The 19,457-nt window shown below is 57.0% G+C and carries 16 protein-coding genes, 2 pseudogenes and 1 riboswitch; of the genes and pseudogenes, 10 read left to right on the top strand and 8 right to left on the bottom strand.

Annotation, left to right across the window (positions count from 1 at the left end; genetic code table 11):
• Positions 1–46 precede the first annotated feature (46 nt).
• Together PXT33_RS02820 and PXT33_RS02815 are read right to left on the bottom strand one after the other, a co-directional pair.
• Complete coding sequence (locus tag PXT33_RS02820; protein ID WP_332375909.1) at positions 47–562, bottom strand: hypothetical protein; 516 nt, start codon at positions 560–562, stop codon at positions 47–49.
• Positions 563–706: 144 nt separating this feature from the next.
• Positions 707–1,210: a resolvase gene (locus PXT33_RS02815; protein ID WP_345786144.1), complete on the bottom strand. Its 504-nt coding sequence runs from the start codon at positions 1,208–1,210 to the stop codon at positions 707–709.
• A 319-nt stretch (positions 1,211–1,529) separates the two neighbouring features.
• A riboswitch (FMN riboswitch) is annotated at positions 1,530–1,644 on the top strand.
• Between the two features lie 151 nt (positions 1,645–1,795).
• Between PXT33_RS02815 and ribD the strand changes: the two are divergent.
• From ribD to PXT33_RS02785, 6 genes and pseudogenes are all read left to right on the top strand, one after another.
• Positions 1,796–2,919: pseudogene (gene ribD, locus PXT33_RS02810) on the top strand (bifunctional diaminohydroxyphosphoribosylaminopyrimidine deaminase/5-amino-6-(5-phosphoribosylamino)uracil reductase RibD).
• Positions 2,883–3,524 (top strand): riboflavin synthase, encoded by a 642-nt coding sequence (locus tag PXT33_RS02805; RefSeq protein WP_154261081.1) that lies wholly within the window; start codon positions 2,883–2,885, stop codon positions 3,522–3,524. The pseudogene ribD and the gene PXT33_RS02805 overlap by 37 nt, the downstream one beginning before the upstream one ends.
• A gap of 12 nt (positions 3,525–3,536) precedes the next feature.
• Positions 3,537–4,733: a bifunctional 3,4-dihydroxy-2-butanone-4-phosphate synthase/GTP cyclohydrolase II gene (locus PXT33_RS02800; protein ID WP_097781397.1), complete on the top strand. Its 1,197-nt coding sequence runs from the start codon at positions 3,537–3,539 to the stop codon at positions 4,731–4,733.
• A gap of 21 nt (positions 4,734–4,754) precedes the next feature.
• The gene (gene ribE, locus PXT33_RS02795) at positions 4,755–5,231 is read left to right on the top strand and encodes a 6,7-dimethyl-8-ribityllumazine synthase (protein WP_097781396.1); all 477 of its coding nucleotides are present in this window, start codon (positions 4,755–4,757) and stop codon (positions 5,229–5,231) included.
• Between the two features lie 20 nt (positions 5,232–5,251).
• Positions 5,252–5,668, top strand: a complete 417-nt coding sequence (locus PXT33_RS02790; protein ID WP_005944121.1) for a response regulator transcription factor — start codon at positions 5,252–5,254, stop codon at positions 5,666–5,668.
• On the top strand, positions 5,665–6,117 hold the full coding sequence (locus PXT33_RS02785; RefSeq protein WP_005944118.1) for a low molecular weight protein-tyrosine-phosphatase: 453 nt from the start codon (positions 5,665–5,667) through the stop codon (positions 6,115–6,117). The genes PXT33_RS02790 and PXT33_RS02785 overlap by 4 nt, the downstream gene beginning before the upstream one ends.
• 62 nt (positions 6,118–6,179) lie before the next feature.
• Here PXT33_RS02785 and rlmD read toward each other — a convergent pair whose 3' ends face one another.
• On the bottom strand, positions 6,180–7,607 hold the full coding sequence (gene rlmD / locus PXT33_RS02780; protein ID WP_332375907.1) for a 23S rRNA (uracil(1939)-C(5))-methyltransferase RlmD: 1,428 nt from the start codon (positions 7,605–7,607) through the stop codon (positions 6,180–6,182).
• 15 nt (positions 7,608–7,622) lie between these two features.
• Positions 7,623–8,045 carry a BlaI/MecI/CopY family transcriptional regulator gene (locus tag PXT33_RS02775; RefSeq protein WP_097774344.1) on the bottom strand — a complete coding sequence of 141 codons (423 nt, stop codon included), beginning with the start codon at positions 8,043–8,045 and terminating at the stop codon, positions 7,623–7,625.
• 331 nt (positions 8,046–8,376) lie between these two features.
• Between PXT33_RS02775 and serC the strand changes: the two genes are divergently transcribed.
• The 4 genes and pseudogenes from serC to PXT33_RS02755 all read left to right on the top strand — a co-directional run bounded on the left by serC (position 8,377) and on the right by PXT33_RS02755 (position 13,773).
• Positions 8,377–9,459: a 3-phosphoserine/phosphohydroxythreonine transaminase gene (gene serC, locus PXT33_RS02770; protein ID WP_044953998.1), complete on the top strand. Its 1,083-nt coding sequence runs from the start codon at positions 8,377–8,379 to the stop codon at positions 9,457–9,459.
• 165 nt (positions 9,460–9,624) lie between these two features.
• A pseudogene (locus PXT33_RS02765) lies at positions 9,625–10,784 on the top strand (phosphoglycerate dehydrogenase).
• Between the two features lie 448 nt (positions 10,785–11,232).
• Positions 11,233–11,526, top strand: a complete 294-nt coding sequence (locus PXT33_RS02760; protein ID WP_332375905.1) for a DUF6110 family protein — start codon at positions 11,233–11,235, stop codon at positions 11,524–11,526.
• A 144-nt stretch (positions 11,527–11,670) separates the two neighbouring features.
• Entirely contained in the window at positions 11,671–13,773 is a 2,103-nt protein-coding gene (locus PXT33_RS02755) for a heavy metal translocating P-type ATPase (RefSeq protein ID WP_332375904.1), read from the top strand.
• A 57-nt stretch (positions 13,774–13,830) separates the two neighbouring features.
• Here PXT33_RS02755 and PXT33_RS02750 read toward each other — a convergent pair whose 3' ends face one another.
• From PXT33_RS02750 to PXT33_RS02735, 4 genes are all read right to left on the bottom strand, one after another.
• Positions 13,831–15,309 carry a UDP-N-acetylmuramoyl-L-alanyl-D-glutamate--2,6-diaminopimelate ligase gene (locus tag PXT33_RS02750; RefSeq protein ID WP_332375903.1) on the bottom strand — a complete coding sequence of 493 codons (1,479 nt, stop codon included), beginning with the start codon at positions 15,307–15,309 and terminating at the stop codon, positions 13,831–13,833.
• A 27-nt stretch (positions 15,310–15,336) separates the two neighbouring features.
• A complete protein-coding gene (locus PXT33_RS02745; RefSeq protein ID WP_332375902.1) occupies positions 15,337–16,878 on the bottom strand; it encodes an FtsQ-type POTRA domain-containing protein in 1,542 nt (513 codons plus the stop codon).
• A 33-nt stretch (positions 16,879–16,911) separates the two neighbouring features.
• Positions 16,912–18,036 carry an undecaprenyldiphospho-muramoylpentapeptide beta-N-acetylglucosaminyltransferase gene (gene murG, locus PXT33_RS02740; RefSeq protein WP_097774340.1) on the bottom strand — a complete coding sequence of 375 codons (1,125 nt, stop codon included), beginning with the start codon at positions 18,034–18,036 and terminating at the stop codon, positions 16,912–16,914.
• An 80-nt stretch (positions 18,037–18,116) separates the two neighbouring features.
• On the bottom strand, positions 18,117–19,445 hold the full coding sequence (locus PXT33_RS02735) for an FtsW/RodA/SpoVE family cell cycle protein (protein WP_207698930.1): 1,329 nt from the start codon (positions 19,443–19,445) through the stop codon (positions 18,117–18,119).
• Positions 19,446–19,457: the final 12 nt, after the last annotated feature.

Genomic DNA, 19,457 nt, shown 5'->3' with positions numbered 1-19,457 from the left:
ATAACAAAAAGGACACACCGTTGTGGTGTGTCCTTTTTGTTATAATTCAGTTCTTTGCCGGAATCATAAAGCTCTTATTTTCCGCCGGGTCCCAATAAAGCAGTTCCACCCTGCCGCCCTGTGCCAGCAGTTTTTCCTTCGGCTCCTGCTTTTGCCAGCAGCGTTCCAGCAGCTTTTCCATGTCGGCATCGGCAGACACCTTCTCCGGGCAGAGAGCGCTGCCCTGCCACCTGCCGTCGGTATACAGGCTCAGCGCACCGGCATTGCCCGCCAGAATGGCTGCAATGTCCTTCTTCATGCGGTCGTAGTCATACTCCACGGCCTTGTACTGCCCATGCCACAGGCCGAAGAAGAGCGAGAACTCGCCGCCCAGTTCAATGAGCAGATCCTCTTCGCTGTGCGGATTCTTGACCACAAAAGCCACATCCCCGTTTTCCATGTAGTCGAAGTCCGGCTCCTCATTCGTGTGCACGGTCACATGCTGGCTGCTCAGCGCCGCAAGCAGGTCCTCCTGCACGGCACTGGTATCCGGGATCTCATCATAATTGATATTTGCGTTCATGGGATGCTCCTTTTCTCTGTGCTATTTGTGTTGTTATTTTTCACCAGACCGCACAGGCCTACTTATTTTCCTTCATATTGCCGGATCATTTTTATACGCTGTGTAACAGAATCCATAAAACGGTTCACCCTACTTCACATTAGATCAATGCTTTTTGACTCTAACCATCGAACACACGACCTCGACACGATCCTGATTGTCCAAACTCAATTCAAGGTCATGGTCGATGATAGGCAGCTTGAACCGGACGGACTTCAGCCACTGTCCGTTAGGCTGGCGTTCCGGGTAGATCTGCACCTCATCAATCAAAATCTCCACCAGTCTGCGGCGTTCCGCCTCGGTCATGGTGGCATAAAGCTTGTCGAAGCAAATCAGGATCTTATAGATGTTGTCGCCTGTGATTTTGTCGGCTTCAATGGTCTGCTTCTTTGCCCGGGCATCCATCAGTTCATTTTCCACCTCTTCGATTTTATCGTACATCTTATAAAGGCGGTCGTCAAGGTCAGATTTTCGGGCGATAAAGTGCCGGTCGTCCGGGTCAAGGCTGTCGATCTCCTCCATAAGCCGGGATTTTGTGGAGTAGTGCTGCCGCAGCTGCTTCTCATAGGCGGCGATCTCCTGCTCAATGGCAGTGGTATCTACCTTCATGTGTAGACCTTGATCTTTTCTGCTGCCATTTCCAGCACCTCCCGTTCGTACCGTCTTGTTCGGAATAGACTTTGCAAGCAAAGTCGTGTGCCAAAGGGCGCTGCTCTCGCCTGTCGGCTCGGTCAAGCGCTTCAAAATGCAACGCATTTTGAGGTTGCCACTGGCGACCCGCGCCCCTTTGGATTCTCCGTTCACATTGTCCTACGGACGATGTGATTTTATTGTTGTAGCGATTCGCTTCATCCCGGTTTCGTCCCGGTTTGCAGAATGCCCTTGCAATCCGAAAGGAGCCGTGCTATAATGCCGCTGTAATTGAATCAGAAATCTTCAGGGCAGGGTGCGATTCCCTACCGGTGGTACAGCCCACGAGCCGTAAGGCATGATTCGGTGAAACTCCGAAGCCGACAGTACAGTCTGGATGAAAGAAGATACCAAGCGCAGAGCCCGCACGGTTCTGCGCTTGTGGAGGCTGCTCTGGGATGCGTTTGCATTCTGGAGCTTTCTTTTTTGCATAAGGGTTCCTTGTGTCTTTTCGGCTTGCCCTGAACGTTTTTGTTCAGGGCTTTTTCTTTTGGAGGCGACACGATGAACGACAAAGAGTATATGCGTCTGGCTTTGCAGCTTGCAAAAAGGGTTGCGGATGGACATCTCCCAACCCGATGGTGGGTGCCGTGGTCGTAAAAGAGGGCAGGATCATCGGACAGGGCTGGCACCAGAGATACGGTCAGGCTCATGCGGAGCGCAATGCGCTGGCATCCTGCACCGAAGATCCGCAGGGAGCGACCCTGTATGTGACATTGGAGCCGTGCTGCCATTACGGAAAGCAGCCGCCCTGCGTGGATGCGATTCTGGACGCGGGCATTCACCGGGTGGTCGTGGGTTCTGCTGACCCGAATCCGCTGGTGGCTGGAAAAGGAATTGCAATCCTGCGCGCACACGGCATAGATGTGACCGAAAATGTTCTGCAAGAGGAATGCGATGCGCTGAACAAGGTGTTCTTCCACTATATCACCACAAAACGCCCCTTCGTTTCCATGAAATACGCCATGACGATGGACGGAAAAATCGCCACATACACAGGCGCTTCCAAATGGATCACCGGGGAAATTGCCCGGAATCATGTTCAACGGCAGCGACACCGATTCCGCGGCATTATGGTGGGAGTCGGAACCATCCTAGCAGATGACCCGCTGCTGACCTGCCGGATAGAGGGTGGCCGTGATCCCGTCCGGATCATCTGTGATACACATTTGCGGACACCGCTGCAATCCCAGGTGGTCATGACCGCCAAACAGGTTCCGACCATTCTTGCGACCTGCTGCGGCGACCCGGAGAAGCAGGCGGCATATCAACAGGCCGGGTGCCGGGTCCTTTGTCTGGAAGCGCATTGCGGTCATGTGAATCTTCTGCAACTGATGGAACAGCTGGGGCAGGAGCAGATCGACAGCATTCTGCTGGAAGGCGGCGGAACCTTGAACTGGTCTGCACTGGAAAGCGGCATCGTGCAGCAGGTACAGGCTTACATTGCCCCGAAGCTGTTCGGAGGAAGGGATGCCAAAGCACCCATTGAGGGTGCAGGTGTCCCGCTTCCGGATGCTGCATTCCGCCTGAAGAACAGCCGATTGGAACAGCTTGGCAAAGATTTCCTGATCGAAAGTGAGGTGGATTACCCGTGTTTACCGGAATCGTGGAAGAAGTCGGAACAATAAAATCCATCAATCGGGGACAGCATTCCGCCGTACTGACTGTTCGTGCAAAAACGGTTCTGGAAGGAACCAGGATCGGCGACAGCATCGCCGTCAACGGCATCTGCCTGACCGTCAGGCAGCTCTTCCCGGATAGCTTTGCTGCGGATGTCATGCACGAGACCTTGAACCGCTCTGCACTTGCACAGCTCACCGTTGGAAGTGCTGTCAATTTGGAACGTGCCATGCCGGCCAACGGACGTTTTGGCGGACACATCGTAGCAGGCCATGTGGATGGCGTCGGACGCATTGCTAATATCCGAAAAGACGATACGGCTATCTGGTACACCATTCATGCAGATTCTGCGATCCTTCGCTATGTCGTTGAAAAAGGCTCTATCACAATAGACGGTATCAGCCTGACCGTGGCTGCGGTGGAACCTACGGGCTTTTCCGTGTCCACGATACCGCACACCGTCCGTCAGACGAACCTGAACCAACGGCACAAAGGGGATTTTGTCAATTTGGAAACCGATGTTGTTGGAAAATATATCGAGAGGCTGCTTCCATCAGAAACACCGAAGCAAAACACGCTCACAAAAGAAATGCTGCTGCGCTGCGGCTTTTAAGGAGAGTTTACGATGAACTTCAATACCATTCCCGAAGCTTTGCAAGACCTGAAGCAAGGAAAAATCATTCTGGTAACGGATGACCCCGACCGTGAAAACGAGGGGGACTTCATCTGTGCTGCCGAATTTGCCACCACCGAGAACGTCAACTTTATGGCGACCCACGGCAAAGGTCTGATCTGTATGCCGATGTCCGAGGCTTTCGTCCAGAAGCTGCAATTTCCGCAGATGGTGCAGCATAACACCGACAACCATGAAACGGCATTTACGGTGTCCATCGACCACGTTTCTACTTCTACGGGCATTTCTGCCGCAGAGCGTTCCATTACGGCGATGGCTTGTGTGGACGATCACGCAAAAGCAGAAGATTTCCGCAGACCGGGCCATATGTTCCCCCTTCTGGCAAAAAAGAACGGTGTGTTGGAGCGCAACGGTCACACGGAAGCAACCGTTGACCTGTGCCGTCTGGCAGGGCTGAAAGAATGCGGCCTGTGCTGCGAGATCATGCGGGAGGATGGCACGATGATGCGCACCGCTGAACTGGCAAAGCTGGCAGAGCGTTTCCAGATCAAATTCATCACCATCCGTGATTTACAGGAGTACCGCAAGTGTCACGATAAACTGGTCGATCAGGTGACGGCAGTGAACCTGCCCACCAAGTATGGCACCTTCAGAGCTTATGGTTTTGTGAGCCGCCTGAACGGAGAGCATCACATTGCACTGGTAAAAGGTGACATTGGCGATGGAAAGGATATTCTGTGCCGCGTCCACTCGGAATGCCTGACAGGAGATACATTTGGCTCTTTGCGTTGTGACTGCGGCCAGCAGCTGGCCGCTGCCATGACGCAGATCGAAAAAGAAGACCGGGGTATCCTGCTCTATATGCGGCAGGAAGGCCGGGGCATCGGTCTGATCAACAAGCTGCGTGCCTATGAACTTCAGGAGCAGGGCATGGATACGCTGGAAGCCAATCTCGCTCTGGGGTTCCATGGAGATGAACGGGAGTATTATCTCGGCGCACAGATCCTCCGGGAACTTGGCGTAAAAAGCCTGCGCCTGCTTACCAATAACCCGGACAAAGTATATCAGCTCTCCGAGTTTGGGCTGGAGATCTCCGAGCGCGTACCCATTCAGATGACGGCGACCCCGTATGACCTATTTTACCTGAAAACGAAGCAGGCACGGATGGGGCATCTTCTGGAATATTAACAACGAAAGAGGTATTTAAAAATGAAAACATTTGAAGGCAAGCTGGTTTCTCAGAATATCAAGGTCGGTATCGTAGCTGCCCGATTCAACGAATTTATCACATCCAAACTTCTGAGCGGAGCAATGGATGGTCTGCTCCGGCACGATGTGCAGGACGCTGATATTCATGTTGCATGGGTTCCGGGTGCTTTTGAGATCCCACTGGTTGCCTCTAAAATGGCAAAAAGCGGAAAGTATGATGCTGTGATCTGCCTTGGTGCCGTGATTCGCGGTTCTACCAGCCATTACGACTATGTGTGCAATGAGGTTTCCAAAGGCATTGCCACGGTCTCGCTGGAAAGCGGGGTTCCCGTCCTCTTTGGTGTTCTGACCACCGAAAACATCGAACAGGCCATCGAGCGGGCAGGCACCAAAGCAGGTAATAAAGGCTATGACTGTGCAGTCAGTGCCATCGAGATGGTAAACCTGCTCCGGGAAATGGATACCGCCGCAGAGTAAAATACACGCAGGAGTTTGCCATGATCGTTATAAAGACCCGACAGCCTGACCCGGAATTGGAGCAGAAGATCCGGATGCTTCTGGAACGAGAGCACATCGAGGCAGAGCAAATATCCATTGATTCATGGGAGAAGTTGGTTCTTCCGGGGCTTACACTGGACGGAATGACCCACGAAGTGTCGTGCAACGGCAGAAAAGTCTCCCTTACACGACTGGAGTTCGATTTGCTGCTGATGCTTGCCTCCCACGAAGGACAAATCTTCTCAAAAGAAGAGCTTTTCCGTGCTGTGTGGGGACAAAACTGTGACGACACCTTAAAGGTCGTGGCAAATACCGTTTCCAATCTGCGAAAGAAGCTGGCCGGCTGCGGCAGCTTTATCCGCACTACCCACGGCGGCTATGCTTTTGTAAGCCAAAAGGAGAACGACCCGGCATGACCAGGATCTTATTTATTTGTCTCGGAAATATCTGCCGAAGCCCGATGGCGGAGTATGTGATGAAAGACCTTACGTCCAAGGCAGGACTATCCGAGCAATTTGAAATCGCATCAGCCGCCACCAGTGCATGGGAAATCGGAAATCCGGTCTATCCTCCTGCACGGCAGAAGCTGGCAGAACATGGCATCGACTGCAACGGCAAGACCGCCCGGCAGATGACCCGGCTGGATTATGCACGGTATGATCATCTGATTGGCATGGACGAAAGTAATCTGTGCGACATCCTGCGGCTTGTCGGCGGAGACCCACAGCATAAAGTCTCGCTGCTGATGGCGCATACAGATCATCCCCGTGAAGTGGCAGACCCATGGTTCACGGGAGATTTTGAAGCCACATGGCAGGATATACTGGAAGGATGCACGGCATTGCTTGAGGAACTGCGATCATAACAGATTATCATAAAAACGGACGGATGTCTGCCAGTTGACAGACATCCGTCTATTTTTTTATTTCAAATCATCTTAAAATACTTCAGCGCCTCCCGGATGGCTCTTTCCTTCTCCGCCGGGCACTTGAGCCGCTTGGGGTTCTCAGCCTTAGGCTTGTTGTAGTTCTGCCGCTCCTTGATGCCGCATTTCTGCTTGACCTGTGCAATATAGAGGTCGCTCACGTTCAGACCGGTGTGTTCCTTGACGTACTCCCGGATCTCTTCATAAGTAGCCTTGGTCTCTGCAGCAGTCACGTCCAACTCATCCATCTTCAGGTCTACCGTGATCTTCTGGTGGATATCCAGTTTGGACAATGCGCATACCGTCTCGATATGCTCACTGTGAGGGAACATATCCACCGGCGTGCTGCTCTCCACTTTGTATCCCTTCCGGGTCAGCAGCTCCAGATCCCGGGCCAGCGTGACCGGGTTGCAGCTCACGTAGACCACACGTTTCGGGGCCATGCGGGCCACGCTTTCGATAAACTGCGGCGTAGAGCCCTCCCGCGGCGGGTCCATAAAGATCACGTCTGCGCGTTCACCAGCCGCAGCGGCTTCGCCGATCCACCGGGTGGCATCTGCGGCAAAGAAGCGGGCGTTCTTCACGCCATTGTGCTTTGCATTGCCTATGGCATCGTGCACCGCTTCGCGGTTCACCTCCACGCCCACTACCTGCTTTGCATGGTCGGCGGCGGTCAGGCCGATGGTTCCGATGCCGCAGTAGGCATCCAGCACCACTTCTTTGCCGGTGAGATGCGCCGCGTCCACCGCAAGGCCGTACAGCACTTCGGTCTGGGTATGATTGATCTGGTAAAAACTGCGCGGGCTGAGCGCATACGTCTTGCCGCAAAGCTCGTCCAGAATGAATCCTTTGCCGTACAGCACCTTTTCCATATCGCCCAGCACCACGCTGGTTTTGCGGTCGTTCACGTTCTGGACGATGGTGGTGATGGCCACGCCCTGCTTTCCGGCTTCGGTCAGCAGGGCTTTGACAAAGTTCTTGGCACCCGGCAGCACCGGCTGAGCCGTCACCAGCACCACCATCACCTGCCCGGTCATAACACCGCGCCGCAGCAGGCAGTGACGCAGAAGGCCGGTGCCCTTATCCTCATTAAAAGGCTGGTAATGGCAGGTGCCCGCTGCCGCACGCACGGCCAGCATGGTCTTATCCAGCACTTCGTCCTGCAAAAGGCAGCTTTCCACCGGCAGCACCTTGTGGCTGTTTGCCGCGTAGATGCCGGAGGTAAGTTTTCCACCCCAGCCGGTGGTAAAGGTGGAGACCACCTTGTTCCGATAGTGGTACGGCGTTTCCATGCCCCGGATGTGCTCCACCGGGCCGAATCTGCCCAGCAGCTTTTTCACGGTCTCTTCTTTCTGTTTCAGCTGTGCGGCGTAGTCCATGCCCAGCATCGGGCAGCCGCCGCAGTTTTTGGCACGCAGTTTGCAATCCATCTTCCGCTCTCCTTTTTACCCATAAGGGTCATACAGATCATATTCTTCCGCTTCCAGATGCTTTTCCTCCAGCACCTTCATGGCCTGTTCCAGCTCGCTTTGGCCGCAGCCGCTCTCGCTGACCAACGCGTGCACCGCCGCCGCAAGGTCGCCGCCAAAGAGGGTGTCCAGCCGTTCCCGCATACTCCACACGTTGTAGGCGCGCTGGGTGATGGCCGGAGTGTAGGTATTGCGGTTGCCATCCTTGCCGCTTTTCACCCAGCCCTTTTCTTCCAGCCGGTAAAGAAAGTTCAGAACGGTCGCCGGTGCCCAGCCCTTTGCGCGCAGCTTTGCGTCGATGTCCCGCCGGGTGACGGGCGCACGGCAGGCCCACACGGCAAGCATGACCTGCTCCTCTGCCGCCGAAAGCGGCTTTACACTGTCCGGGATGCCGTACATCCTGCTGTTCTCCCTCCTTTTGACATCTTTTTTGCTTTTACGTTTGTCTTTGTTTTATTATTATACCAATTTCTGCGCCAAAGCGCAAGAGCCGAAAACGCCGATGAAATCAGGCTTTTTCAGCTCTATTTTACATTTGTCTTTGTTTTTGTTTTTCTATCAAGGACATTTGTGTGCTTTGTGCCCGCACAGGGGCTTTTGCGCCGTATCTTTGTGCAAAGATGCTCTTGTTTTCATCCCTGCAAAACCGGTATACTACGGCTACAGCAATCAACAGAACGCACCGCAGAAAACCGCGGTGCTGTGCGATACAGGAAAGGGAGAGTTCATTATGGCACGAGTTTACAACTTCAGCGCAGGCCCCAGCATGCTGCCCGAGAAGGTGCTCAAGCAGGCACAGGCAGAGCTGCTCGAGTATGGCGACAGCGGTCAGAGCGTGATGGAGATGAGCCACCGCAGCAAGTGGTTCGATGCCATCATCAAGGACACCGAGGCCACCCTGCGCCGGGTAATGAACATTCCCGACAACTACAAGGTCGGTTTCTTTCAGGGCGGTGCCACCCAGCAGTTTGCCATGGTCCCGCTGAATTTCATGACCACCGGCAAAGCAGATTACCTTGTCACCGGCAACTTCTCGAACCTTGCCGCCAAGGAAGCCGCCAAGTTCGGCGAGGTGAACATTGTTGCTTCCAGCAAGGATAAGAACTTCACCTACATCCCGGACGTGAATGCCATCAACTATGATAAGGATGCCAGCTACATCCACATCTGCCAGAACAACACCATCTTCGGCACTCAGTTTGTCGAGGTACCGCAGGTGGAGGGTGTGCCTCTGGTAGCCGACATGAGCTCCATGATCCTCTCCAAGCCCGTGGATGTGACCAAGTACGGCTGCATCTACTTCGGCGTGCAGAAGAATGTAGCTCCCGCCGGCATGGCAATTGCCATCGTCCGCGACGACCTGCTGGGCCATGCCGCCGACAATGTGCCCACCATGATGAACTACACCACCCTGCTGGGCAAGGACAGCATGTACAACACGCCCCCCTGCTGGTGCATCTATATGACCGGTCTGGTACTCAAGTATCTGGAAAACGACATCGGCGGTCTTGCCAACATGCAGAAGATCAACGAAGCCAAGGCCAAAGTGCTGTACGACTATCTGGACGGTCAGGGCTTCTTCACGAATCCTGTGGAGCACCGCTACCGCAGCACCATGAATGTCACCTTCACCAGCCCCAATGCAGATCTGGACAAGAAATTCTGCGCCGAAGCTGCAGAAGCAGGCTTCGTGAACCTGAAGGGCCACCGTCTGGTAGGTGGTATGCGCGCTTCCATTTACAACGCAATGCCCGCCGAGGGCGTGGACAAGCTGGTGGACTTCATGGAGAAGTTCCGCAAGGAGAACGCATAAAACCCTCTCAGCCTCACTTCGTTCGGCAGCTCCCCCGAGGGGGGAGCTTTTTATCAGAGGGACAACTTGATCGAACCCGCTTTCTAAGCTCGCCCTTCGGGAGAGCTGGCACGGCGCAAGCCGTGACTGAGAGGGTTCCTGTATAATAGAAGGGAAATCTGGACTATGTACACCATCAAAACTTTGAACGCCATCAGCCCGGTGGGTCTGGCAAAGCTGAACAACAAGCAGTTTGACGTGGCTGTGGACACCGATGCCCCGGACGGCATCCTCGTTCGCAGCGCCGACATGCTGAATACCGCCTTCAACGACAATCTTCTGGCCATCGCCCGCGCCGGTGCCGGCGTGAACAACATCCCGCTGGACCGCTGCAGTGAGCAGGGCATCGTGGTGTTCAACACCCCCGGTGCCAACGCCAACGCTGTGGCCGAGTTGGTGATCGGTATGCTGATCGCCGGCAGCCGCAATGTGGCTGCTGCTGCCCAGTGGTGTCAGGGCCTGACCGGCGACCCCGCCATGGCAAAGACCGTGGAAAAGGGCAAGAAGCAGTTCGTGGGCAACGAGATCAAGGGCAAGACGCTTGGTGTCATCGGTCTGGGTGCCATCGGCTCCCGCGTGGCCAACTGCGCCATTGAGCTGGGAATGGAGGTCTACGGCTACGACCCCTACATCTCCATTGACGCCGCCTGGAACCTGAGCAGTCAGGTACGCCACTGCGTGAACCTGAACGACATGCTGCCCCTGTGCGACTACATCACCATCCATGTGCCCTACCTGCCCACCACCAAGGACACCATCAACGCCCAGACCCTTGCCCTGTGCAAGGACGGCGTGAAGATCCTGAACTACGCCCGCGGTGAGCTGGTGAACACCGAGGCGCTGCTGGAAGCCATGGAGACCGGCAAGGTGTCCGGCTATATGACCGACTTCCCGTCTGAGGCCATTCTGGGCAAGCCCGGCATCGTGTGCACCCCCATCTGGGCGCTTCCACCCCGGAAGCCGAGGACAACTGCGCTGTCATGGCCGCAAAGGAGCTGAGCGACTACCTGAAGAACGGCAACATCATCCACTCGGTGAACATGCCGGAGGTCACCCAGCCCAGAGCCGGCGGCAAGCGCATCTGCATCATCCACAAAAACGAGCCCGGCATGATCAGCCAGATCACCGCTCTGACCACCGAAGCCGGTCTGAACATCGAGAACATGGTGAACAAGAGCAAAAAGAACATGGCCTACACCATGCTGGATGCTACCGGTGCTGTGGACAAGACGCTGGCCGAAAAGCTGGCTGCCATCCCCGCCGTGATCCGGGTGCGCATCCTGTAAAGCAAAACGGTTTAAAATGCCCGCCGCGTCGCTCTTGGCATCTTCAGCGGAAAACGATTTTTATTTTAGCAGCCCGGAAAAATCTGCGGATTTTTCCGGGTTGCTTTTTCACAGAGAAGGGCCGTGGCGGCAACCTGCATTTCCAAACCAGGATTTTTTACAAACTGGAAATTCTTTCTCGTCCCATCTGCCGGTTAGTTTCCATTTACAAACTGTAGTTTGTCTTAAAAAACGCGTTAGAGATAGCTTTTTCTAACTACACATCGTAAAAAGTTTACATGTATTAACATTCAAGAAAAAGCTTGAAAATGGTAAATTCTGTGCTACAATAGGCTCGACAGAAGGGAAATGTCCACCCTGTTCTCCGGCTTTTGGGCCGGTATATTCATCTTACAGGTCCTGCGGTGCAGGGCCTCTGACAGGAAATAGAAAAGGTAGGGAAGTTACTATGGATATCAAGAAGATCGCACTGTTCGCCGCCGGTACTCTGTTCGGTTCTGCCGGTTTCAAGCTGCTGTCCAGCAAGGACGCCAAGAAGGTCTACACCCAGACCACTGCTGCCGTGCTGCGCATGAAGGACTCCACCATGGAGACCGTCAGCAAAGTTCAGGAGCAGGCCGGTGACATTCTGGCCGATGCAAAGGCCATCAACGAGGCTCGTGCTGTTGAGGCCGAGGCTGCTGTGATCGAGGATGCCGCCGAGGAGACCACCGAAGAGACCGCTGAAGAGACCGCTGAGTAATTTTCGGTTCGTAAAGCACTGAAAGCCCCAACGTGGCTTTCGAGCCGCCTTCGGGCGGCTCTTTTTTGTGAGAGTGGGGCCGCAGGCGTGCAGGGTATAGCAGCCTGACGCTGCGGCAAAAAGATAGAGAAGGATATTTGATATATGAAATGTACCATTCTGCATGAAGGCAAAGGCCGGATGCGCGTGCATGTGGAAAACGTCCGCATGACTTTGCACCGTGCCGATGTGCTGGAAGCATATCTGAACCACAAAGATGCCATCGTCCATGCCGCCGTTTACGAGCGCACCGGCGATGTGGTCATTACCTATACCGGCAAGCGCACCGCCGCCATTGCCATTCTGGCAGGCTACAAGTTCGATGTGGCCGAGTATGACGCTCTGGTCACCTCTACCGACAGCCGCAGGCTGAACCGGGAATATCAGGATAAAATGTTCGATCTGGTGGCAGGCCGCTGCCTGCGCAAGCTGTTCCTGCCCGCGCCCCTTGACGCTGCCTACACGGCATTCCGCTCCATCCGCTTTCTCTGGAAGGGTGTGCGCTGCGTGCTGAGCCGCAGGCTGGAAGTGGAGGTGCTGGACGCTTTGTCCATCGGCGTCTCGCTGCTGCGCGGCGACTTTGGCACCGCCGGTTCTGTCATGTTCCTGCTGAACCTGGGTTCTCTGCTGGAAGAGTGGACCCGCAAGAAGAGTCTGGACGATCTGGCCCGCAGCATGGCCCTGAACGTGGACAAGGTGTGGGTGCGCAGCCAAGGCACCGAAGTGCTGGTGCCTCTGACCAAAGTACGCTCCGGCGATGAGGTGGTCGTGCGCAGCGGCAACATGATCCCGCTGGACGGCACCGTTCTGGAAGGCGAAGCCATGGTGAATCAGGCTGCTTTGACCGGCGAGTCCATGCCGGTGCGCAAGGCAGAGGGCTCCACCCTCTATGCCGGCACCGTTGTGGAGGAGGGCGAGTGTGTCTTTATCGCCAAGGCCGAGGGCGGTTCCAACCGCTACGATAAGATCGTGGCCATGATCGAGGAATCCGAAAAGCTCAAGTCCAGCACCGAGAGCCGTGCGCTGGCTCTGGCCGACAAGCTGGTGCCCTGGTGTCTGGGCGCAACGGTGGTCACCTATCTGCTCACCCGCAACGCCACCCGCGCCATCTCCTGCCTGATGGTGGATTTCTCCTGCGCGCTCAAGCTCTCCATGCCGCTGGCCGTGCTTTCCGCCATGCGCGAGTGCGGCAGCTACCACATCACCGTCAAGGGCGGCAAGTATCTGGAAGCCCTGTCCAAGGCCGACACTATCGTGTTCGACAAGACCGGCACCCTCACCCGTGCCACCCCGCAGGTAGTGGAGGTCGTGCCCTTCTCCGGCTGCAACGAGCGCGAAGTTCTGCAGCTGGCCGCATGTCTGGAAGAGCACTTCCCCCATTCCATGGCCAACGCCGTGGTGCGTGCCGCCAAGGAACGCGGCATTTCCCATGAGGAGATGCACTCCGAGGTGGAGTACATCGTGGCCCACGGCATTGCAAGCCGCGTGGGCGGCCAGCGCGTGGTCATTGGCAGTCACCACTTCGTCTTTGAGGATGAAAAGTGTACCATCCCCACAGCCGAGCAGCAGAAGTTCGATGCCCTCAAGCCCGCGTATTCGCACCTGTACATGGCTGCCAGCGGGCAGCTGGTGGGCGTGATCTGCATTTCCGACCCGCTGCGCCCGGAAGCCGCCGCTGTGCTGAACGGCCTGCGTGCGCTGGGCATCCGGAACACCGTCATGATGACCGGCGACAGCGAACGCACCGCTGCCGCCATTGCAAAGCAGGTGGGCGTGGACCGCTTCTTTGCCGAGGTGCTGCCCGAGGACAAGGCAAACTTCGTCCAGCAGGCCAAGGCCGAGGGCCACACCGTGGTGATGATCGGTGACGGCATCAACGACTCCCCCGCCCTGTCCGCTGCCGACATTGGCATTGCCATCAACTCCGGTGCTGCCATCGCCCGCGAGATTGCAGACGTGACCATCAAAGCCGACAGTCTGGAGGAGCTGGTGGCCCTCAAGGCCATCGCCAACTCTCTGCAAAAGCGCGTGCACGCAAACTACCGCTTCGTGCTCACCTTCAACTCGGCCCTCATCGCGCTGGGTGCTCTGGGCATCCTGCAGCCGGCCTCCTCTGCCATGCTGCACAATCTCTCCACCATCGGCATCAGCCTGAAGAGCATGACCAATCTCCTGCCGGAGAACAAGGCTCCGCAGCTGAAAGCATAATTACCGCAAAAAATAACGCCGTGTCTGAACATTCGACACGGCGTTATTTTTTATCTGTTATTCCAGCCCGATCTGCTGTGCGTACTCTTCCAGCAGCTCCCGCTCCAGGAACGGAGTCTTGACACCCTCGCGGTCACGGTAGGTCTCGTGGCCCTTGCCAATGACGGCGATCAGGTCGCCCTCCTGCGCGTGATCCACTGCGTAGTGCAGTGCATCCAGACGGTCGGGGATTTCCACAAACTTTGCGTCCGGGTTGCCCTTGTTCATGCCCACGCGGATATCAGCAAGGATGTCCTCCACCTTTTCAAAGCGGTTGTTGTCCTCGGTAAGGATGGAGAGATCCGCCATCTTGGCGCAGATCTCGCCCATGCCGTAGCGGCGCAGCTTGGAGCGGTTGCCGCCGCAGCCGAACACCACCACCAGACGGTGGGGCTTGTAGGCCCGCAGAGTGGTGAGCAGGCTTTCGGTGGACACCTCGTTGTGGGCATAGTCCAGCAGGATGGTAAACTTTTTGCTGATGGGCACCAGCTCCACGCGGCCCTTGACCACGCACTTGCCAAGGCCGTCGTGGATGGCCTGATCCGGCAGGCCCAGCACCTTGCCCACCGCCAGAGCTGCCAGCGCGTTGTACACGCTGAACTCACCGGGCATGTTCACCTTCACATCCATCTCGTCCTTGCCGGTCACATGGAACTTCACGCCCAGAAAATCGTGGGTGCGCAGCAGTTCAAAGCCGGTCTCGCGGTAGTCCGCCTGCTCAGCGCGGCCATAGGTGACAAGGCGGCAGGTGTGGCCTTCCAGAAGTGCTTCGGTATTCTCATCGTCAATGTTCACCACGCCCACGTCGCAGCGCTTGAACAGCTGGCCCTTCCAGCTGCGGTACTCCTCAAAGGTCTTGTGCTCGCCGGGGCCGATGTGATCCGGCGAAAGGTTGGTGAACACGCCCACATTGTAGTGCACACCGGCCACGCGGTCCATCATCAAGCCCTGGCTGGAAACTTCCATCAGCGCGGTGTCGCAGCCTGCATCCAGAAACTCCCGGAAGGTCTTTTGCAGCTCGTAACTTTCCGGGGTGGTGTTGGCAGTTTCCTTGTGGCGGCCCATATAATAAATGCCGTTGGTGCCGATCATGCCCACCTTGCGGCCTGCAGCTTCCAGCACGCTCTTGATCATGTGGGTGGTAGTGGTCTTGCCCTTGGTGCCGGTCACACCGATCATGGTCATCTGGCGGGACGGGTTGCCGAAGAGGTTCGCGCTCATCAGCGCCATGGCATAGCGGCTGCTTTCCACCTTGACCACGGTCACGCCCGGCAGGGCAGAAAGGTCGATGTCGTGCTGGATGACCAGTGCGCTGACACCCTTTGCCGCGCAGTCGGCGGCAAACTCATGGCTGTCACGCTGGGTGCCCACGATGCACACGAACAAAAGGCCCGGTGCCGCCTTGCGGCTGTCGTAGATGATATCCGAGATCTCGGTGTCCAGGCTGCCCTGCGCAAGGGTAAAGGGCACGCCTTCCAGTAACTGTTCCAGTTTCATACTGCACACGCTCCTCAAAACATTTTGTCACATGGGGTTTTCTTCGTTATTTGCGGTCATGCGGGCGGGGTCGGTCAGCGGTGTTTCTTCCGCAGCTGCCGCCGTATCGTCCGCAGGCTGGGCCGCAGCGGCATCCTCTGCACCGTCTGCCGCAGTATCCTCGGCAGCAGAGGTGTCAGGCTCTTCCGGCACGGTCTTTTCCGGCACAACATAACCGGAGGGCAGGGTCGGCTGGCCCTGTGCAAAGTAAATTTTACGGGTGCTGCCCGCGCTGACATGGCTGAAATCCAGTCTGCCGGTGTCGGTAGGGGCACAACCCTTGCCGTCGGCATTGGTCAGCACATAGCGTGCGCGGTCCAGCTTATAATCCAGATCGTTCCGTGTACCCAGAAGCACACTGACACGATCCTGATACAAAAATGCCATCTGGTCGGTGTCCGCAAATTCCATGCGGGTCACATCGTCCAGCATCCCATACTCTTCCAGCTTTGCCTGCAGCTCATTCAGCGCATCCAGACGGTCGTCCGTCTGCACCGCTGCCGAAGCTGCTGCCGAACCGGATGCATCCGATGCCGCCGGGTCTGCCTGCGCTGCAAAGGTCAGCTGGTCGCCGGGTGTCACCGACACCGGCTCGCCGCCGTATAGAGTCTTGAGTTCTTCCGGCTGGGCAGACTCGCAGGCCAGGATCTTGAACTGATCCGAGAGGGTCAGCCAGCCGCTCTTCGTCTGCATGGCATAGGTAGGCACCGCCTCGGTCACCTGCACCACCACCGTGTTGGGGTAATCCCGAACCACCCTGATGGATTCCAGCAGCGGGAACTGCTTTTCCAGTTCCGCTTCCTTGGCGGCAGGGTCAAAGCTGAAAATGTTCTCTTCGGTCTGCACACCCAGTGCCTGCAGGATCTGGCTGCTGGAATAGCCGCCCACCTCCTGCACCACGGTGCCGTCCGCCGTCTGCACCTGAATGGTGCCGATCTTAAACAGCATGGTCATGGTCAGGTAAACACCGGCGGCGATCACGGCCAGCAGGGTCACAAAGGCCATCAGCCGCCGCAGCATCCGCCGCCGCTTCAGTGCAGCGCGGGTTAGGCGGCGCTTCTTGCGTTTTTCCCGCTGTACCGGGTCGCGTGGCTGCTGTTGTGCCGGGCGCAGACGCTGGTTTTTGTAGCGCTGCTGCGCTGCCTGAGCCGCTGTCTTGCGCGGCTTCTGTCCCTGTGAACGGCGCTGCTGCGGCTTGCGGGCCGTGCCGGATGCACGCTGTTCCGGCTGGGCCGTGCGGCTTCGCTGCGCGGTACGGTTCCGGTTCTGGCCGCTGGTGCGCCGGGTGCCGCTCTGTTCGGTGCGGCGCGGCTGCGAAGGGAACTCGATGCTGTTATCGGTACGGGTGCGGCGCACCGTACCATTGGCGGTGCGGTCCGGCGCAAAGCTCAGCGGTTCCCCGTTGAAGCCATAGCGCCCGTCCGCACTGCCGGAAGATCCTTTTTGTTGTGAAGGCGGCGGAGTATGCTGCAGGTCTTTCCGCAGGTCGTAGATATTGCCGTTGTTTCTGTTATTGCGGTATTGCTGCATGGCGCACACCTCCTTTCCGGTTTAGGTTTTGTTTTACTTCTGCACCAGTTTCATCAGAGCGTCTGCAATACGGTCAAGGCTGTCATCCACCGACAGGCTGCGGGCATTTTTGCCCATCTCAGCCAGCTTGCCGGGCTGTGCCAGCATGTCGGACACCGTGCTCACCAGCTTTTCGCCGGTCAGGTCTTTTTCCTCGATCACCACAGCGGCATCGGCCTTCTGCAGTTCCATGGCATTGAAGTACTGGTGGTTCTCAGCCACATTGGGGCTGGGGATGAGCACGGCTGCACGGCCAACAGCTTCCAACTCGGCCAGCGTCAGCGCACCGGCGCGGCTGATGACAAGGTCTGCCGCAGCCAGCAGTTCCGGCATATTGTTGATGTATTCCTTCACCACAAGGCCGTCGCCCTCCGCGAAGTTCTTTTCCTTTTCCAGATCCTTGAACAGCTGCACACCGTACTGGCCGGTAGCGTGGAGATGCAGCACCGGCTTCTTCTCGTGCTGTTCCCATGCACACAGGTCGGCCACCACCTCGTTGACGCGGCGTGCGCCAAGGCTGCCGCCGAAGGAAAGGATCACCGTGCGGTCGCCCGCGCCCAGCTCAGCGCGGATGGCATCGCGGTCCTTTGCCTTGGTGAACACCTCCGGGCGCACCGGATTGCCCACCACGATGGTCTTATCAGGTGCGCCCAGCTTTTCCACAGCAGCAGGCACGGCGGCAAACACGAGATCCACATCCGGTGCCAGCAGCTTGTTGGTCACGCCGGGGAATGCGTTCTGCTCATGAATGGCGGTGTGGATGCCCATTTTGGCGGCACAGCGCACCACCGGACCGGACACATAGCCGCCGCAGCCGATCACAAGATCAGGTTTGACCTCCTTCATAATGGCCTTTGCCTTGGGGCCAGAGAGGGCCAGATTCCACAGCGTAACGATGTTGCGCTTGATGTTGTTCAGCGACAGCCTGCGCTGGAAACCGGTGATCTCGATATGGTGGAAGGGATAGCCCGCCTGTCCTACCAGACGATACTCCATGCCCTCCTTGCGGCCGGCAAAGTGGATCTCGGCAGAAGGGTCTGCCTTTTTGATAGCACCTGCAATGGCAAGTGCCGGGTTGATATGGCCGGCAGTGCCGCCGGCAGCGATCAGAACTCGCATGACGATTCCTCCTCTATTATTAGTGCATCTGGGCAGGTCATCGGGGAGCTCCCCACTGGCCTGAGCCCTCAAAACAGTCGTTACAGTTCATTGCGTGCACGGCGGGCATCGTCCAGATTGATGGTACGGTCCTTCAGCTCCGCATCACGCTGAGCCTTTGCAGCCTGCCGCTGTGCGTGGGCCGCCGCCCTCTGCTGCGCCGCCCGCTCTCCGTTGCGCCCAATGTTCACCATCACGCCCATTTCTGCCAGCAGCAAGATCAGACTGGTGCCGCCGGACGAGAAAAACGGAAGGCTGATGCCGGTATTCGGGATGGTGTTGGTGACCACGGCGATGTTGCAGAACACCTGCCAGGCGATCTGCGCCATAATGCCAATCCCCACCATGGTGCAGAACTGGTTCTCGGCCTTATAGGCGATCATCAGGCCCTGCGCTATGAGCAGTATGAACAGCACGATGATGAGCACCGCACCGATGAAGCCCAACTCTTCGCACACCACACTGAAGATGAAGTCGTTGGTGCTTTCCGGCAGCCAGAGCTGCTTTTCCACGCTGTTGCCAAGGCCAAGGCCCTTCAGTCCGCCGGAGCCGATGGCGTACAAGCTCTGCTTGGTCTGGTCGTTCAGCGCTTCCAGATCATCGGACCATGTGTTCAGGCGGTCCTGCAGATAGCCAATGGATTCCACCAGCGTCAGGGCCGGTTTCAGCAGCAGAGCCGCCGCTGCGGCCCCGCACCATGTCAATACACCGCCGCAGCCGGTCAGCATAAGGATGGTGCCCACGATGGCGGTGGTCAGCAGGATGCCGGACATGTGCGGCTCTAAAAACAGCAGCACCACCACCGGCACCAGCGGCAGCACCGGCACGATCAGCTGCCTTACGATGCGGATGAACAGCCAATCCTTTGGTTTGATCTTTTCTCTCAGCGACGGGCTGAACCGGCCGATCTGCGGCGCACTTGCCGCCAGATGGGACGAGAGCAGGATCATCTCAAACTTTGCCACCTCAGAGGTTTGCAGAGTCAGTCCGCCCAGACGGATCCAGCGGCGGCAGCCGTTCAGCGGTGCAAAGGTCAGCGTGACGGCCAGCATGGCCAGCACCACCCAGTACAGCGGCTTGCTCGCCCAGCGCAGGAAGCGGTGATCCACATAGCTCATGACTACCATACAGCCAATGCCAATGGCCATGCAGATAGCCTGCTGCTTGATGTAGTGCAGGCTGTCGCCCATGCGCAGGTAGCCGGTGGTGTAGCTTGCGCTGTACAGCATTACAAGGCCGAACACCATGATAATGGCCAGCGTTGCCAGCCAGTTGAGCAGCAGCCGGTTCCATGGTCCCGGGTCCCGCTGCAGCGGCGGCACCCATGCACTTTCTTTTTGGTTTTTATGTTGTCTGCGGGTGGCTGCCATTGCCACGCCCCC

Origin of the sequence: Faecalibacterium taiwanense (assembly GCF_036632915.2) — a bacterium.
Taxonomy (GTDB): Bacteria; Bacillota; Clostridia; order Oscillospirales; family Ruminococcaceae; genus Faecalibacterium; species Faecalibacterium taiwanense.
The sequence above is the reverse complement of the archived record's forward strand: the minus strand, read 5'-3'. Positions and strand labels throughout refer to the sequence as shown.

Coding starts and splice junctions, on each gene's coding strand:
- PXT33_RS02785 (WP_005944118.1), top strand. CDS start 5,665: ATGACCAGGATCTTATTTATTTGTCTCGGAAATATCTGCCGAAGCCCG.
- ribE (WP_097781396.1), top strand. CDS start 4,755: ATGAAAACATTTGAAGGCAAGCTGGTTTCTCAGAATATCAAGGTCGGT.
- rlmD (WP_332375907.1), bottom strand. CDS start 7,607: ATGGATTGCAAACTGCGTGCCAAAAACTGCGGCGGCTGCCCGATGCTG.
- serC (WP_044953998.1), top strand. CDS start 8,377: ATGGCACGAGTTTACAACTTCAGCGCAGGCCCCAGCATGCTGCCCGAG.
- murG (WP_097774340.1), bottom strand. CDS start 18,036: ATGCGAGTTCTGATCGCTGCCGGCGGCACTGCCGGCCATATCAACCCG.
- PXT33_RS02820 (WP_332375909.1), bottom strand. CDS start 562: ATGAACGCAAATATCAATTATGATGAGATCCCGGATACCAGTGCCGTG.
- PXT33_RS02775 (WP_097774344.1), bottom strand. CDS start 8,045: ATGTACGGCATCCCGGACAGTGTAAAGCCGCTTTCGGCGGCAGAGGAG.
- PXT33_RS02815 (WP_345786144.1), bottom strand. CDS start 1,210: ATGAAGGTAGATACCACTGCCATTGAGCAGGAGATCGCCGCCTATGAG.
- PXT33_RS02745 (WP_332375902.1), bottom strand. CDS start 16,878: ATGCAGCAATACCGCAATAACAGAAACAACGGCAATATCTACGACCTG.
- PXT33_RS02760 (WP_332375905.1), top strand. CDS start 11,233: ATGGATATCAAGAAGATCGCACTGTTCGCCGCCGGTACTCTGTTCGGT.
- PXT33_RS02790 (WP_005944121.1), top strand. CDS start 5,252: ATGATCGTTATAAAGACCCGACAGCCTGACCCGGAATTGGAGCAGAAG.
- PXT33_RS02755 (WP_332375904.1), top strand. CDS start 11,671: ATGAAATGTACCATTCTGCATGAAGGCAAAGGCCGGATGCGCGTGCAT.
- PXT33_RS02735 (WP_207698930.1), bottom strand. CDS start 19,445: ATGGCAGCCACCCGCAGACAACATAAAAACCAAAAAGAAAGTGCATGG.
- PXT33_RS02750 (WP_332375903.1), bottom strand. CDS start 15,309: ATGAAACTGGAACAGTTACTGGAAGGCGTGCCCTTTACCCTTGCGCAG.
- PXT33_RS02800 (WP_097781397.1), top strand. CDS start 3,537: ATGAACTTCAATACCATTCCCGAAGCTTTGCAAGACCTGAAGCAAGGA.